A 12,052-nucleotide genomic window follows, 5' to 3' on the forward strand; every position below is an offset into this window, starting at 1 on the left:
GTAGGCAGGGTGTCAAGTTTCCGCCGCCGACATTACAGAATTTCGGGTCCGCTCACGTCGTCCTTTCCCGCGATATCCGGTTCAGGAGATCTCCGCCACGCTCGAGGCATTCGGCGCAGATGACCGAGCCGCGCTCGGTGCAGCCCATCCGCGTCAGCGGCCTGAGGCGCCCGAAGAAGGTCCGGCGTTCGGTGCGGTCGCAGAACTCGCACGCCTGTGCGGCCGGTGCGAGGGTCAGCGCGGTGCCGCCCTGGCTGATCCGTTCCCGCCCGTCGCGGACCAGGAGCAGCCCGTCCTCCAGGCAGTCGGCGCAGATCGGGCCGCGCGGACCGGGAGCGCGGTGCTGACCCGGTCCGGGGAGCCGCCCGCAGAAGCGGCACGGGCTCGGATTCCTCCGCATGTGGTGATCACGGCCCCTTCCTCGGTGAGTCCGTAGACTTTCCCGCGATGCGACGGTTTCGATGGTGGATCGGCGCGGGAGTTCTGCTCTTCGTCGCGGTCCTGGTAGCGGTTTTCGTTCTCACCGGCCCGCCCGGCGCACCACCGGTGCGACGCCCCGGCCCGCCCGGCACAGGTCCGCTCACCATCGTCTCCCTTGGGGACAGCACTCTTTCGGGTGAGGGTGCCGGAGACTACACCGCGGAAACCAACGGCGTGAACGGCGACTGGTGCCACCGCTCGCCCAAGGCCACCGTATTCGAGACCGACCTGCCGGGCATCGCGGCCAAGGTGAATTTCGCCTGTTCCGGTGCAAACTCCGCGCAGGCCGCGCTCGGCGACGTCAAGCAGTACACCGAGCCGTCACAGGCCCGGCAACTGGCCGAGCTGGTCAAGACGCACCGGGTGTCGGCGGTGGTGGTCGCGCTGGGCGCCAACGACGACCCGCATTTCTCCCAGCTGGTCAACGACTGTTTCCAGGCCTGGTTCGTGGCCAGCAACCCGGCGTGCAGCGCGGGCATCCGGCTGTCCTGGGCCAACCGGATCGCCGCGATGGTGCCGAAGGTCGCCGGGGCGCTGGGGGACGTCAAGAAGGTGCTCGCCCAGGCCGGGTACGAGACCGGCGACTACACGCTGGTGCTGCAGTCCTATGCCGCGCCGATCGGCCCTGACATTCCCGCGAACCTGCAGAACCTCAACGGCTGCCCGTTTCGGACCGAGGATCTTCACTGGGTCCACGACGAGGCCGTGCGGTCACTGTCCGCGGGGCTCGCGCTCGCGGCCGCGCAGGCCGGGGCGCGCTTTCTGGACCTCTCACGTGCGGGCTCCGGGCACGAGGCGTGCAGCGGCGGCGCGAACCCGGCCACCGAGTGGTTCAGCAGGCTGACCCTGCATCTCAACGACCTCACCGATGCGGACCGGGCCAGTCACGCGTTGCAGGAGTCCTTTCACCCCAACGCCAATGGTCACGCGCAGATCGGCCGCTGCCTGACCGAGTTCCTGGCCACCGCGCTGCCCGCGTCGGCCTGCCTGGCCGGGGCCGACGGCAACCTGCACTCCACCGCCACCATCGCCGGTCCCGGCTGAGCGGGTGGAGACCGCCTCAGATGTCGAGTGCGGCCCGCAGGGCGATGTCGATCTGCTCCTGGACGCCCTGGTCGATCTCGGCGACGCGCTCGTTCAGCCAGGCGCGGTAGAGGCGGGTGAGGTTGAGGGTGGAGATCCAGAACCGGCTGTCCAGGGCGACTCCGAGGATGTCCTCCGGGTCGTACTCCAGGAGTTCGGTACCCAACACCCACGGCCGCTCGGAATCGTTCACACCGTCCGAGGAGAGCAGGAGCATCGTCCGTTCCCTGGCGGGATGGGTGGGCGGGTGGTAGGTCCAGATCTCACCCCTCCGCACGCAGGTCCTTCTCGGCCGCGGCGGCTTCGGCTTCGTCGGCCACCGCCAGCTCCTCGGTGTTCGTGGCGCGGGCCTGCGGGCGGTAGCCGGTGCGGACGGCCTCCCGCCGGGCCGCCTTCGACAGCCAGGACGACAGTGAGACGCCGTGCTGCCGGGCGGCGCGCTCGGCGAACTCCACGGCGGCCGCATCGAGGGATAACGTGACCTTACGTGTTGCCATACCTTTTACCCTACCGTAGATACGACTCACAACGTCGGGGAACGGCCCTCGAACGGGGTGGAAAGCACCACCGTCGTCCGGGTGGATACTTTCGCGGCTTCACGGATGCGGCGCAGCAGGTCCTCCAGCGCCCGTGGTGACTCCACGCGGACCAGCAGGATGTAGGACTCGTCGCCGGCCACCGAGTAGCAGGACTCGATTTCCTTGATGTGCTCCAGGCGCTGCGGGTAGTCGTCCGGCGCGGCGGGATCGTTGGGCGTCAGCGAAATCAGCGCCGTCAGCGGGAGGCCGATCGCCTCGCCGTCGAGCCGGGCCTGGTAGCCGACGATCACCCCGCGCTGTTCCAGCCGCCGGACCCGCTGGTGCACCGCGGAGACCGACAACCCGACCCGCTCGGCGAGATCGGTGAAGCTGCACCGGCCGTCCGCCGCCAGTTCCCGGGCGATCGCCTGGTCCAGCGGCTCCAGCGGCGCCGTCATGACTCGAGCACGACGAGCTCGTGCGGCCGGGTGTTGAGGGCTTCGACGCCGTCTTCGGTGACCACCACGATGTCCTCGATGCGGGCGCCCCACCGGCCGGGCAGGTAGATGCCGGGCTCGACGCTGAAGGCCATGCCCGGTTCGAGCGGGAGGTCGTTGCCGCCGACGATGTAGGGCTCCTCGTGGACGTCGAGCCCGATTCCGTGGCCGGTGCGGTGAATGAAGAATTCGCCGAAGCCCGCCTCGGTGATCGGCTCGCGCGCCGCGGCGTCGACGTCCTGGGCGCCGACGCCCGGGCGCACGGCCGCCACGGCGGCCCGCTGCGCCCGTTCCAGGACCGCGTAGGTCTCGGCCACGTCCGCGTCCCGGGGCTCGCCCACGGCGTAGGTGCGGGTCGAGTCGGAGTTGTAGCCGTCGGGAAGCGGCCCGCCGATGTCGATCACCACGATGTCGCCGCGCTCGATCACCCGCCCGGACACGTCGTGGTGCGGGCTGGCGCCGTTGGGGCCCGAGCCGACGATCACGAAGTCGGCGTGGGTGTGACCCTCCGCCACGATCGCGGCCGTGATGTCGTCGGCCACCTCGGCCTCGGTGCGGCCCGGCCGCAGCCACTCGCCCATCCGTGCGTGCACCCGGTCGATCGCCGCGCCGGCCCGCCGCAGGGCCTCGATCTCCGCGGCGTCCTTGCGCATCCGCAGCTCACGGACGATCGGCCCGGCCAGCGTCTGCTCGGCGTCGCCGAGCGCGGCCCGGAACGGGAGCACGTGGCGAGCGGCCGTGTTGTCGCTGACCGCCACCCGGCGTGGCTTGCCGAGCCGGTCGGCCACCATGCGGTACGGGTCCTCACCGTCGACCCAGGTCACCACCTCGACCCCGAGTTCACCGGCCGGGACGTGCGCGTATCCGGGCGCCTCCAGCTTCGGCACGACGAGGGCCGGTGCCTCGTCACCGGCCGGCAGGACCAGCGCGGTCAGCCTTTCCAGGGAGCCGCCGGCCTCGCCGATCAGGTAACGCAGGTCCGATCCCGGCGCGATCAGCAGCGCGTCCGTGCCCGCCGCGGCCGAAGCGGCGCGGGCACGGTCGAGACGGGCTCGGAGGGTGGCCGGGTCCAGGGTCTGTGGCGGTCGGCTCGACATGGGCCAAAGCGTATCCGCTCCAGGGGGCCGGGTCGTGGCAGGCTGTGTGCGTGACGTTAGCCCTGCTGGATTCCGCCAGCCTGTACTTCCGGGCGTTCTACGCGCTGCCCGAGTCGATGACCGCGCCGGACGGTACCCCGGTCAACGCGGTGCGCGGCTTCGCGGACACACTCGCCCGGATCCTCACCGACCGGCGGCCCTCCCGCCTGGTCGCCTGCCTGGACGCGGACTGGCGGCCCGCCTTCCGGGTCGAGTTACTGCCCAGTTACAAGGCCCACCGGGTCGCCGACGCCGAGGCCAACGCCGAAGAGGTGCCCGACACCCTCACCCCGCAGGTGCCGATCATCCTCGACCTCCTCGAAGCGGTCGGCCTGGCCACGGCGGAGGCCCCCGGCTACGAGGCCGACGACGTCATCGGCGCGCTCACCGAGCGCGAGAAGGCCGACCCGGTCGAAGTGATCACCGGTGACCGCGACCTGTTCCAGCTGGTCCGCACCGAGCCGTCCCCGGTGTCGGTGATCTACGTCGGCAAGGGCTGGGCCAAGGCCGAAGCGCTCGGCCCCGCCGAGGTCGCCGACCGTTACGGCGTCCCGCGGGACAACGCCGGCCCCGCCTACGCCGACATGGCGGCGCTGCGTGGTGATCCCTCCGACGGGCTGCCCGGGGTGGCCGGGATCGGGGAGAAGACCGCCGCCAAGCTCATCACCCAGTTCGGCTCGATCGAACGCCTCGTGGAGGCGGCCGGATCCGGCAGCGGCGAACTGCCGCTGAAGATGCGCCTGAAGATCTCCTCGGCCGGGGACTACCTCGCCGTCGCGCCCACCGTGGTCCGGGTCGCCGTCGACGCGCCGGTGACGCTGTCGGGCCCGGACACCGTCCCGGACCGCCCGGCGGACCCCGCGCGTGTCGCCGAGCTGGCCGAACGCTGGAACCTCGGCCGGTCCGCGCAGCGTCTGCTGGACGCGCTCGGTAATTCCTAGTTCTCCGGTATCCGTATATCCGTAGTCGAATAGGTAGTTGTGCGGTCCCGGTCACAGGCCTGTTTCGACGAGGGTGAACGGCATGACAGAGCCGTCCTGCCGTCCCGTCGCCACACCCGTGGACGTCGAAGTGGTCACCGACGACGGGGTCACCCTGCATGTGGAAATCAGCGGCAACCGTGCCGCGCCGGTCACCGTGGTGTTGTGCCACGGCTACGGGCTGAGCCTGAGCTCATGGTGCCTGCAACGCGAGGCGCTGGGCAGGCACGCCCGCGTGGTGACCTGGGACCAGCGCGGCCACGGGCTCTCCGGCTACGGCGAGCCCGGCAGTGGCGCCATCGACCAGCTGGGCCGCGACCTCTACCACGTGATCAGCCAGACCGCCCCGGTCGGGCCCGTGGTCCTGGTCGGGCACTCGATGGGCGGCATGACGATCATGGCGCTGGCCGAGCAGCATCCCGAAATGTTCGGTCACCCGGTCACCGGGGTCGCGCTGCTGGCCACGTCGGCGGGACCGGTCAACCCGAGTTTCGGGCTGCCCGCCGGCGGCGCTGTCGTCCAGCTGGCGGCGCACTGGGCCGCCGGGTGGATCGGCCCCGACCTGGTCCACCTGCTTCGCCTGGCGCGCCGCGTCCCCGGCTACCGGGAGATCGCCCGGGGCCTGGTCCGGCGGTTCGCGTTCGGCTCCCGGGTCTCGCAGCGCAAGGTCGACCTCGTGCTCGAAATGATGGAAGAAACCCATCCCTGCGCGGTGACCGACCTGTTCCAGCAGTTCCGGCCGCTGGACAAGAAGGCGGCGCTGGCCGCGCTCGGCCGGGTCAGCACGCTGGTGATGGCCGGAGAGCGCGACACGATCACGCCACCGCGTGACAGTGAAGCGATCGCCGACGCCGTGTCCGGCGCCGATCTCGTGACGCTGCCCGACACCGGGCACCTTCTCATCCTCGAGCGCTGTGGCCTGGTCAACGAGTGGCTGGTGCCCTTGGTTCTCCAGCCACCACTGGATGACGCCTGCTGATCAGACCCGTTGCGGCTCGTGCGTGTCGGCGAAGGCTTCGCGCAGCCGTTCCTCCTGCTCGATGGACAGGTTCGTGCTGATCAAGGTCGCCCCGGTGTCCCGGAAGCGGTCGAGCACGCGGTCGACGACGACTTCGGCGGAGACCACGAACAGCGCCGACGTGCCCGGGGTGACCTGCTCGCGGACGGTGTTGATGAAGTCCTCGTCGATGCCGGCGTGGGACATCGATCCGGCCAGCGCGCCGACCGCGGCCCCGACCGCCATGCCCAGCAACGGCACGAAGAAGATCAGCCCGAACAGAAAACCCCAGAACCCGCCGCCGAGCGCGCCGGCACCGGTCAGCTTGCCCAGTTCCCTGGTCCTGGGCTTCTTGCGGTCACGCGGCCATGACACATAGGCCGCGTCGATGATCCTGATGAGTTGCTCCTGCTGAAGTTTTCCCAGCTCCCCGAGCGCGTCCTCGGCGCCCGAGGCGGTGTCGAACTTCCACACCGTGAACGTGGCCATGACCATCTCCTCGCTTTCGATACCGGTGATGGCATGCACCCTGGCCACCGCCCGGGTTCGCGGCATCACCCAGGACATGTGAGGCGCATCGGCCTTTTTGTTGACACGCAAGAAGGACCGGCGGTCACGGAGGCCTCCGAACTCACCCCGCGCGGGCGAGGACCCGGCGGCCGGTTACCCCCACGATCGGGGGACGTCGGTAATCCGGCCAGAAACGGGAGGGGTTATGAGCGAGCACGCGCATCCTGGGGCCGGTACGACCGGCCGGGTCCGGCCATCGACCGCCGAGGAGGTCCCTTCGGCGTGGGTGGGCTGGGTCTGGTTCGCCGGCGCGATGATGGTCCTGCTCGGCCTGTTCAACGTCATCGAGGGTCTGGTCGCGCTGCTCAACCCCCGGTACTACGTGGTGGGCCCGCAGGGGCTGCTGGTGTTCAACCTGTTCGGCTGGGGCCTGGTGCACCTGATCATCGGCGGGCTGGCGGTGCTCGCCGGGCTCGGGCTGTTCACCGGCGCGATGTGGGCGCGTGTCATCGCGGTCGTCCTCGCGGTCATCAACGCGATCGCCCAGCTGGCGTTCCTTCCCGCCTACCCGGTGTGGGCCACCATCGTGATCGCGCTCGACGTGGTCGTCATCTGGGCGGTGACGGCGCACGGCGGGGAAGTCGCCCGCGCCCGCGAAGCCCTTTAGCGGGGGCAGGCGTCGCTTCCGGTCACCGCGAGTGTGCCCCGCTCGCGGTGACCTTCCCGTGCGTGGGCCGGGGTGGGTCAGCCCGACACGGACGCGCCCGCGCGGCGGCCCGAGAAGACACAGTCGGCGATCGACAACCCGCTCACATAGGACTCCGAGCACACGCCGACCGCCGTGCGCCCCGCCGCGTACAGCCCGGGCACGGCGGAACCGTCGGCGCGGGTCACCGCGCCGGACTCCTCGTCGACCGTGAGCCCACCCAGTGTGATCATCGGGCACGGATAGCCGCGCTTGGCCCGCAGAGAGCAGTCGAACGCGTAGTAGGGGCCGCGATCGATCGGGTGCACGTGCTCGGCATCCTTGCCCATCGCGTCGTCACGGCCCGCTCGCGCGTCGGCGTTGTAGGTGTCGATGGCGCGACGCAGCCCCTCCCGGTCGATGCCGGTCCGCTCGGCCAGTTCCTCGATCGTGTCCGCCTTGACGTGCCCGAGCCGGAACAGGTACGCCGCCTGCCACCGCTGGAACCAGAGCGTCTGATCCGGCACCTGGGCCTTCGCCTCGTCCACGATCCGCTGATCGACGATCAGGTGGGCCTCGGCGCCGCTCTGCCGCACGATGTGATCACCGATCCGCGCGCCGTAGCACAGCTCGTTGCACAGGCGTCCGCCCTCGCGGTTGACCAGCACGCCCTCGACGAGCGCGAACGGCGGGTTGAAGAACCGCCAGGCGGACACCCGGTGCATCCTGGCGGTCGCCCCGCCCACCGACTCGCCCAGCCGGATCCCGCTGCCGTCGTCGGCGATCGTGCCCAGGGACGAGCCGCCGCGGTACTCCGGCGCGTATTCGGCGAGCATCTTCCGGTTGAACACGAAACCCCCGGCGGCGAGGATCACGCCGCGCCGGGCCCGCAGTCGCCGGGTGATGCCGTGCTTGGCCTCCAGCCGCCGGATCGGTCCGTCCATGAGCTTGCCGGCGGGCCGGTAGTAGATGTTGAGCTTGCGGTTCCACCGGGACATCCACCGATGCGCCAGCCTCGCCACGACCGCTTTCCGCGGGATTTCCCGGCACTCCAGGCCGATCACGCGGCCGTCGTCATCGGTGATCAGTCCGGTCGCCGAGGTCTGTGGCCAGACGCGGATCTCGCGGCGCCGTACCGCCTGCCGCAGCGCCGCGAACAGCACCTTTCCCGAAGTGCCACGGCCTTTCGCGCGGTGACCGCGCGGTGCCGGCGGCGCCACGTCCCGGAAGGGCGGCACCGATTCGCTGCCCGAGTAGTACAGGTAGTAGTCGTTGGTGGGATAGGACGTCTTCCGGGGCGCCATGCTGCCCTCGAACGGAACACCCTGCTCGGCCAGCCACTCGAGGTTCCGCACGCTGTCCGCGCAGAACCGCTCCAGTGTGGCGTCGGTGACCGCGTCACCGGCCTCCAGCCGGAGATAGTCGAGCATCGCCTGGACGCTGTCTTCGAAACCGGCTTCCTTCTGGTACACGGTCCCGCCGCCCGCGTAGACCACACCGCCGCTGATCGCCGTCGCGCCGCCGCCGTCGAAGCGGTCCACCACGAGCACGTCGGCGCCCCGGTCGGCGGCCTCGATCGCCGCGCAGGCGCCCGCCCCGCCGAACCCCACGATCACGACATCGGCCTCGGCATCCCAGCTTTCCGGCATCCATGGCTCCTTCGCACACCGAGACAGGGCGGTCCACTCCGCCGCCGAAGTCTAGAACGTGTTCTTGTTTGTGTCGAGCAAGGAGCTTCCTAGCTGGAGGTTCGGCGAGTGCAACGCATTCCAGAAGGCGGGTCGCGTCGAGCTGGCCACCGGAGGACAGGCTCCGGCGGCTTCGGGCCCGCCCAGCCCGCGCCCGAAGCCTCGACACCGACCGCGCGGCTGATGGCCTATCTCGGAGGTTCGGTCGACATCCCGGTCCGACCGGACGGCGAGTCCTGCCGGACCGGCGCGCGCTGTTCGGCGGCTCCCGTTTTCGTCTCCGGCCCCGGGAGCTGATTCCCGCAGATGGCTGTGCACCGTCAGCCTGAGAATGACGAATTCTTCGAATATGTGCACTCCGGTCTGGTTTCCGACCGAATCCAGGGCGGGATGGCGGCCGAGCCATCGCGTGATCAGGGCGTCGACGGTTCGCTGCTCCTCGTCAGGTGGCCGGGCGCAAGCGCCGTACCTTCGCCGGACCGTCGATGGTGCCGCGGGCGATCCGGTTGGCGAGTTCTTCGAGCCGTTCCTGGGTCGTGCGATCGTCCGGTTGGTAGACCACGACCCGGGTGCGGGGGTTTTCCTGCAACAGCATCGTGATGGTGCGCAGGGACAGGTTGCCGACGTGCAGCGACCGGATGCGCTTCAACCGTCCGGGATCGGTGGACACGTCCGCCTGGTCCCACAGGCGCACGAACAGGGGTGACTCCTCGCGGAGCCGGCCGAGCAACGGCTCCCACGCCGGATCCGTGACCGACTCGCCGTAGTACGCGCGCAGTTTCGCCACGACGGCCGCGCACTCCTGCTCGTGGTCGGAGTGCCCGGCGATCCAGTCGGGATGGGTGAAATGCAGGTAGGCGCAATTGCGGTCGGCTGCAGGCAGTGCCTCGATGTCGTCGATCATGAACCGGAACGACGCGTTGTAGGCCAAGGGTTCGAACCAGGGATTCATCACCACCGCCGGATGCGGAGAGAGGCTGTCCAGCAGCGTCTGCAACTGGACACTGGTTCTTTCCCAGCTCGAGGGTTTTTCGGCGTCCGGGTGACCGCCGAGGAGGAACAGGTGCCGGCGTTCGCCGCTCGAGAGCCGTAACGCGTCCGCGATCGCTGCCAGCACCTCGACGCTCGGCTGCACGTCGCGTCCTTGTTCGAGCCATGTGTACCAACTCGACCCGACGTTCGCGAGCACCGCGACCTCCTCCCGGCGCAGGCCTTTGACCCGGCGCCGGCCTCCGCCACCGGGCAGGCCCACGTCCGCGGGGGAAAGCCGGTCACGGCGTGCGCGCAGGTACGCGCCGAGTTCGCGAGAACGAAGGTCCGCCATGCCATCGATCGTCTCACGGCGAGGCGAGGTCAAGGTGGTGGTCCGAGCACCAGCATCACGACAGTCTGGGTAGTCGCCTGCCGGCCGCGCAAAGTGATTGCCATGCAACGGACTTGGCCGATTTTCGTCGCGGCGTTCGGTGCGACGTACACGTTCAGCATCGGTAACGTGACCGCCCCGCGGCTCGGACCGGAACTGGGCGCGAGTCGCGGCGAAGTCGCGCTCGTGCTCGCCGCTTTCGCGGTGTCGTTCGCGGCCGGACTGATTCTCGCGGGGCGTCTCGGAGACCGTTACGGCCGCAGACAGCTGCTGGCCATCGGGCTCCTTGCGCTCGCGCTCACCTCGGCGCTGGCCGCGGCGGCTCCCGGACTCTGGTGGCTGGTCGCGGCACGGATCCTGCAAGGTGCGGCTTCGGCGATCGTGATGCCCCAGACGCTGGCGATCATCCAGACCTCGGCCGGTGGGCCCGCCCAGGCACGCGGCATCGCGGCCTTCACCGCGAGTTCCGGAGTCGGCACCGTGGCGGGTCAGATCCTCGGCGGTCTCGTGATGGGGCTGAGCCTGCCCTTCGCGGGATGGCGAGGAGCGGTCCTGACTTCCGCGATCCCCAGCGTGGTGGCGCTCCTGGGTGCGCGCCGGCTCCACGCTCATCCGCCGAACGGCACCGAACGGCCCGACCTCGGCGGCGCCCTCCGGGTGGGGATCCCGCTCCTGGCCCTGGTCGCCGGCCTGTCACTCGGCTCGGCGACGAGCTGGACCTGGTGGACGCTGACGCTGGTGGCACTGGGGTTGCTGGGGTTGTACGGTTTCTGGCTCAACCAGGTGCGGCGTGAGCTTGCCGGACGCCCGGTTCTCGTCGCACCCTCCGTCCTACGGCTGCCCGCGCTGCGGCTCGGCTTGGCGATGGCCCTGCTGCTCTTCGCCGCCTATGGCGCGTTCACCTATGAGTACTCGATGCTCACGCAGGTCGGCCTGGGGTTGACGCCGGTCCAGTCCGGGCTCACGCTGACCGCGTTCGCCGGGACCTTCGTGCTCACCGGACTTCGCATGCCGCACATCGTCGCGCGATTCGGCAACCGCACGATGGAACTGGCCGCCGGTCTGCTGATCGCCGGTTCCCTCGTGCTCGGCGTTGCCTCGTGGTTCACCCAGGGCAAGGGAGCGGCGACCTGGATCGCCTGCTTCGAGGTGATCGCCGTGTTCCTCGGTGCGGCGCAGGCGAGCCAATACGGCCCCCTGGTCGGGACGGTCATGGCAGCGGTGCCCGATCGAGTCGCGGGCCTGGCCGGGGGCTTGTTCACGACCGCGCAACAGGCCTCGCTGGGGCTCGGCATCGCCACGATCGGCGGGATCTTCGGCGCCCTCGCCCCATCGCAGGGCTGGGAGCACGCCTTCGCGTTCGCGCTCGGCATCCAGGTTGTCACCACCGCGCTGTTCTGGATCCTCGCGCGGCGCCTCCGCACACGACCGCGCGGCTTTGACGCCCACATCGCTCCGGGCACCCGCCATAACACCGAGATGGTCGATTGACCCGGTCACCGGTACCCACAGTTTTTCCACCAGTCACCAGAAGAAAGGCAATTCATTCATGATCAAGATGGTCATCACGCTGAAACGTCGCGAAGGCATGACGCACGACGAGTTCAAGCATTACCAGAAGAACATCCATCGACCGCTGCTCATGTCGATCCCGGAATCGGAGAAGTACATCCGCCGGTTCGTCGTCTCCTACCCCGTGCCGGCGGAGAAGTACCCCGCCTCCGAATACGATTCGGTGGTCGAGGCCTGGTTCGACAGCATGGCCGACCTCGAAGCCCTGTTCTTCAGCGACAACTTCCTGACCATCGTCGACCCGGATCACGAAAATTTCATCGACCTGTCGGCGTTCGGGCGAATCATCTGCGAAGAGGACGTGGTCATCGGCCGCAACCAGCTTGACGGCTCATGAGGCCGGCGTCGGCTGTCCGCGAGGTCGAGGGTGACTTTCGACAGTGGACAGCCGACGCACGTCAGCAGGTAACCGTCGGCTTTCTGGTGCGGCGTCAGGCAATTCGGCTCGCTCTGGTGTCATCGGACCGCCCTTCACAGCCGCCTCACAGCGACTTCCCCGGCTTTCCTCAGGATCGGTGGGGAATCTAGGCTTTACCGGGCCTG

The 12,052-nt window shown here is 69.6% G+C and carries 14 protein-coding genes; 6 read left to right on the forward strand and 8 right to left on the reverse strand.

What is annotated here, in order from left to right:
- Positions 1 to 52 precede the first annotated feature (52 nt).
- Positions 53 to 400 (reverse strand): hypothetical protein, encoded by a 348-nt coding sequence (locus ACFSXZ_RS03005; RefSeq protein ID WP_378260961.1) that lies wholly within the window; start codon positions 398 to 400, stop codon positions 53 to 55.
- A 47-nt stretch (positions 401 to 447) separates the two neighbouring features.
- Here ACFSXZ_RS03005 and ACFSXZ_RS03010 point away from each other — a divergent pair, with 47 nt between their 5' ends.
- The gene (locus ACFSXZ_RS03010) at positions 448 to 1,524 is read left to right on the forward strand and encodes a GDSL-type esterase/lipase family protein (RefSeq protein ID WP_378260963.1); all 1,077 of its coding nucleotides are present in this window, start codon (positions 448 to 450) and stop codon (positions 1,522 to 1,524) included.
- A gap of 16 nt (positions 1,525 to 1,540) precedes the next feature.
- On the opposite strand, the gene ACFSXZ_RS03015 is transcribed toward ACFSXZ_RS03010, so the two are convergent.
- From ACFSXZ_RS03015 to ACFSXZ_RS03030, 4 genes are read right to left on the reverse strand one after another with little or no spacing between them, the layout of a single operon-like run.
- Complete coding sequence (locus tag ACFSXZ_RS03015; protein WP_378260965.1) at positions 1,541 to 1,840, reverse strand: hypothetical protein; 300 nt, start codon at positions 1,838 to 1,840, stop codon at positions 1,541 to 1,543.
- Positions 1,827 to 2,060: a hypothetical protein gene (locus ACFSXZ_RS03020; protein ID WP_378260967.1), complete on the reverse strand. Its 234-nt coding sequence runs from the start codon at positions 2,058 to 2,060 to the stop codon at positions 1,827 to 1,829. The genes ACFSXZ_RS03015 and ACFSXZ_RS03020 overlap by 14 nt, the downstream gene beginning before the upstream one ends.
- Positions 2,061 to 2,086: 26 nt before the next feature.
- Positions 2,087 to 2,539, reverse strand: a complete 453-nt coding sequence (locus tag ACFSXZ_RS03025) for an Lrp/AsnC family transcriptional regulator (protein ID WP_378260969.1) — start codon at positions 2,537 to 2,539, stop codon at positions 2,087 to 2,089.
- Entirely contained in the window at positions 2,536 to 3,675 is a 1,140-nt protein-coding gene (locus ACFSXZ_RS03030) for a M24 family metallopeptidase (RefSeq protein WP_378260971.1), read from the reverse strand. The genes ACFSXZ_RS03025 and ACFSXZ_RS03030 overlap by 4 nt, the downstream gene beginning before the upstream one ends.
- 44 nt (positions 3,676 to 3,719) lie before the next feature.
- Here ACFSXZ_RS03030 and ACFSXZ_RS03035 point away from each other — a divergent pair, with 44 nt between their 5' ends.
- Both ACFSXZ_RS03035 and ACFSXZ_RS03040 read left to right on the forward strand, forming a co-directional pair.
- A complete protein-coding gene (locus ACFSXZ_RS03035) occupies positions 3,720 to 4,655 on the forward strand; it encodes a 5'-3' exonuclease (RefSeq protein WP_378260973.1) in 936 nt (311 codons plus the stop codon).
- An 82-nt stretch (positions 4,656 to 4,737) separates the two neighbouring features.
- Positions 4,738 to 5,673 carry an alpha/beta fold hydrolase gene (locus tag ACFSXZ_RS03040; protein ID WP_378260975.1) on the forward strand — a complete coding sequence of 312 codons (936 nt, stop codon included), beginning with the start codon at positions 4,738 to 4,740 and terminating at the stop codon, positions 5,671 to 5,673.
- Here the strand turns inward: ACFSXZ_RS03040 and ACFSXZ_RS03045 are convergent, their stop codons facing one another.
- A complete protein-coding gene (locus tag ACFSXZ_RS03045) occupies positions 5,674 to 6,180 on the reverse strand; it encodes a DUF1269 domain-containing protein (protein ID WP_378262726.1) in 507 nt (168 codons plus the stop codon).
- 226 nt (positions 6,181 to 6,406) lie between these two features.
- Between ACFSXZ_RS03045 and ACFSXZ_RS03050 the strand changes: the two genes are divergently transcribed.
- Positions 6,407 to 6,868 carry a DUF7144 family membrane protein gene (locus ACFSXZ_RS03050; protein ID WP_378260977.1) on the forward strand — a complete coding sequence of 154 codons (462 nt, stop codon included), beginning with the start codon at positions 6,407 to 6,409 and terminating at the stop codon, positions 6,866 to 6,868.
- 77 nt (positions 6,869 to 6,945) lie between these two features.
- Here ACFSXZ_RS03050 and ACFSXZ_RS03055 read toward each other — a convergent pair whose 3' ends face one another.
- Positions 6,946 to 8,535 (reverse strand): FAD-binding protein, encoded by a 1,590-nt coding sequence (locus tag ACFSXZ_RS03055; RefSeq protein WP_378260979.1) that lies wholly within the window; start codon positions 8,533 to 8,535, stop codon positions 6,946 to 6,948.
- 481 nt (positions 8,536 to 9,016) lie between these two features.
- Positions 9,017 to 9,898 (reverse strand): helix-turn-helix transcriptional regulator, encoded by an 882-nt coding sequence (locus tag ACFSXZ_RS03060; RefSeq protein ID WP_378260981.1) that lies wholly within the window; start codon positions 9,896 to 9,898, stop codon positions 9,017 to 9,019.
- 102 nt (positions 9,899 to 10,000) lie between these two features.
- On the opposite strand from ACFSXZ_RS03060, the gene ACFSXZ_RS03065 reads away from it, so the two are divergent.
- Positions 10,001 to 11,428: an MFS transporter gene (locus ACFSXZ_RS03065; protein ID WP_378260983.1), complete on the forward strand. Its 1,428-nt coding sequence runs from the start codon at positions 10,001 to 10,003 to the stop codon at positions 11,426 to 11,428.
- Positions 11,429 to 11,486: 58 nt separating this feature from the next.
- Positions 11,487 to 11,846 carry an EthD domain-containing protein gene (locus ACFSXZ_RS03070; RefSeq protein WP_378260985.1) on the forward strand — a complete coding sequence of 120 codons (360 nt, stop codon included), beginning with the start codon at positions 11,487 to 11,489 and terminating at the stop codon, positions 11,844 to 11,846.
- Positions 11,847 to 12,052 lie beyond the last annotated feature (206 nt).

The organism is Amycolatopsis pigmentata, assembly GCF_042684065.1.
Lineage (GTDB): Bacteria > Actinomycetota > Actinomycetes > Mycobacteriales > Pseudonocardiaceae > Amycolatopsis_E > Amycolatopsis_E pigmentata.

Coding starts and splice junctions, on each gene's coding strand:
- ACFSXZ_RS03060 (WP_378260981.1), bottom strand. CDS start 9,898: ATGGCGGACCTTCGTTCTCGCGAACTCGGCGCGTACCTGCGCGCACGC.
- ACFSXZ_RS03045 (WP_378262726.1), bottom strand. CDS start 6,180: ATGGCCACGTTCACGGTGTGGAAGTTCGACACCGCCTCGGGCGCCGAG.
- ACFSXZ_RS03010 (WP_378260963.1), top strand. CDS start 448: ATGCGACGGTTTCGATGGTGGATCGGCGCGGGAGTTCTGCTCTTCGTC.
- ACFSXZ_RS03050 (WP_378260977.1), top strand. CDS start 6,407: ATGAGCGAGCACGCGCATCCTGGGGCCGGTACGACCGGCCGGGTCCGG.
- ACFSXZ_RS03040 (WP_378260975.1), top strand. CDS start 4,738: ATGACAGAGCCGTCCTGCCGTCCCGTCGCCACACCCGTGGACGTCGAA.
- ACFSXZ_RS03020 (WP_378260967.1), bottom strand. CDS start 2,060: ATGGCAACACGTAAGGTCACGTTATCCCTCGATGCGGCCGCCGTGGAG.
- ACFSXZ_RS03005 (WP_378260961.1), bottom strand. CDS start 400: ATGCGGAGGAATCCGAGCCCGTGCCGCTTCTGCGGGCGGCTCCCCGGA.
- ACFSXZ_RS03055 (WP_378260979.1), bottom strand. CDS start 8,535: ATGCCGGAAAGCTGGGATGCCGAGGCCGATGTCGTGATCGTGGGGTTC.
- ACFSXZ_RS03030 (WP_378260971.1), bottom strand. CDS start 3,675: ATGTCGAGCCGACCGCCACAGACCCTGGACCCGGCCACCCTCCGAGCC.
- ACFSXZ_RS03065 (WP_378260983.1), top strand. CDS start 10,001: ATGCAACGGACTTGGCCGATTTTCGTCGCGGCGTTCGGTGCGACGTAC.
- ACFSXZ_RS03025 (WP_378260969.1), bottom strand. CDS start 2,539: ATGACGGCGCCGCTGGAGCCGCTGGACCAGGCGATCGCCCGGGAACTG.
- ACFSXZ_RS03070 (WP_378260985.1), top strand. CDS start 11,487: ATGATCAAGATGGTCATCACGCTGAAACGTCGCGAAGGCATGACGCAC.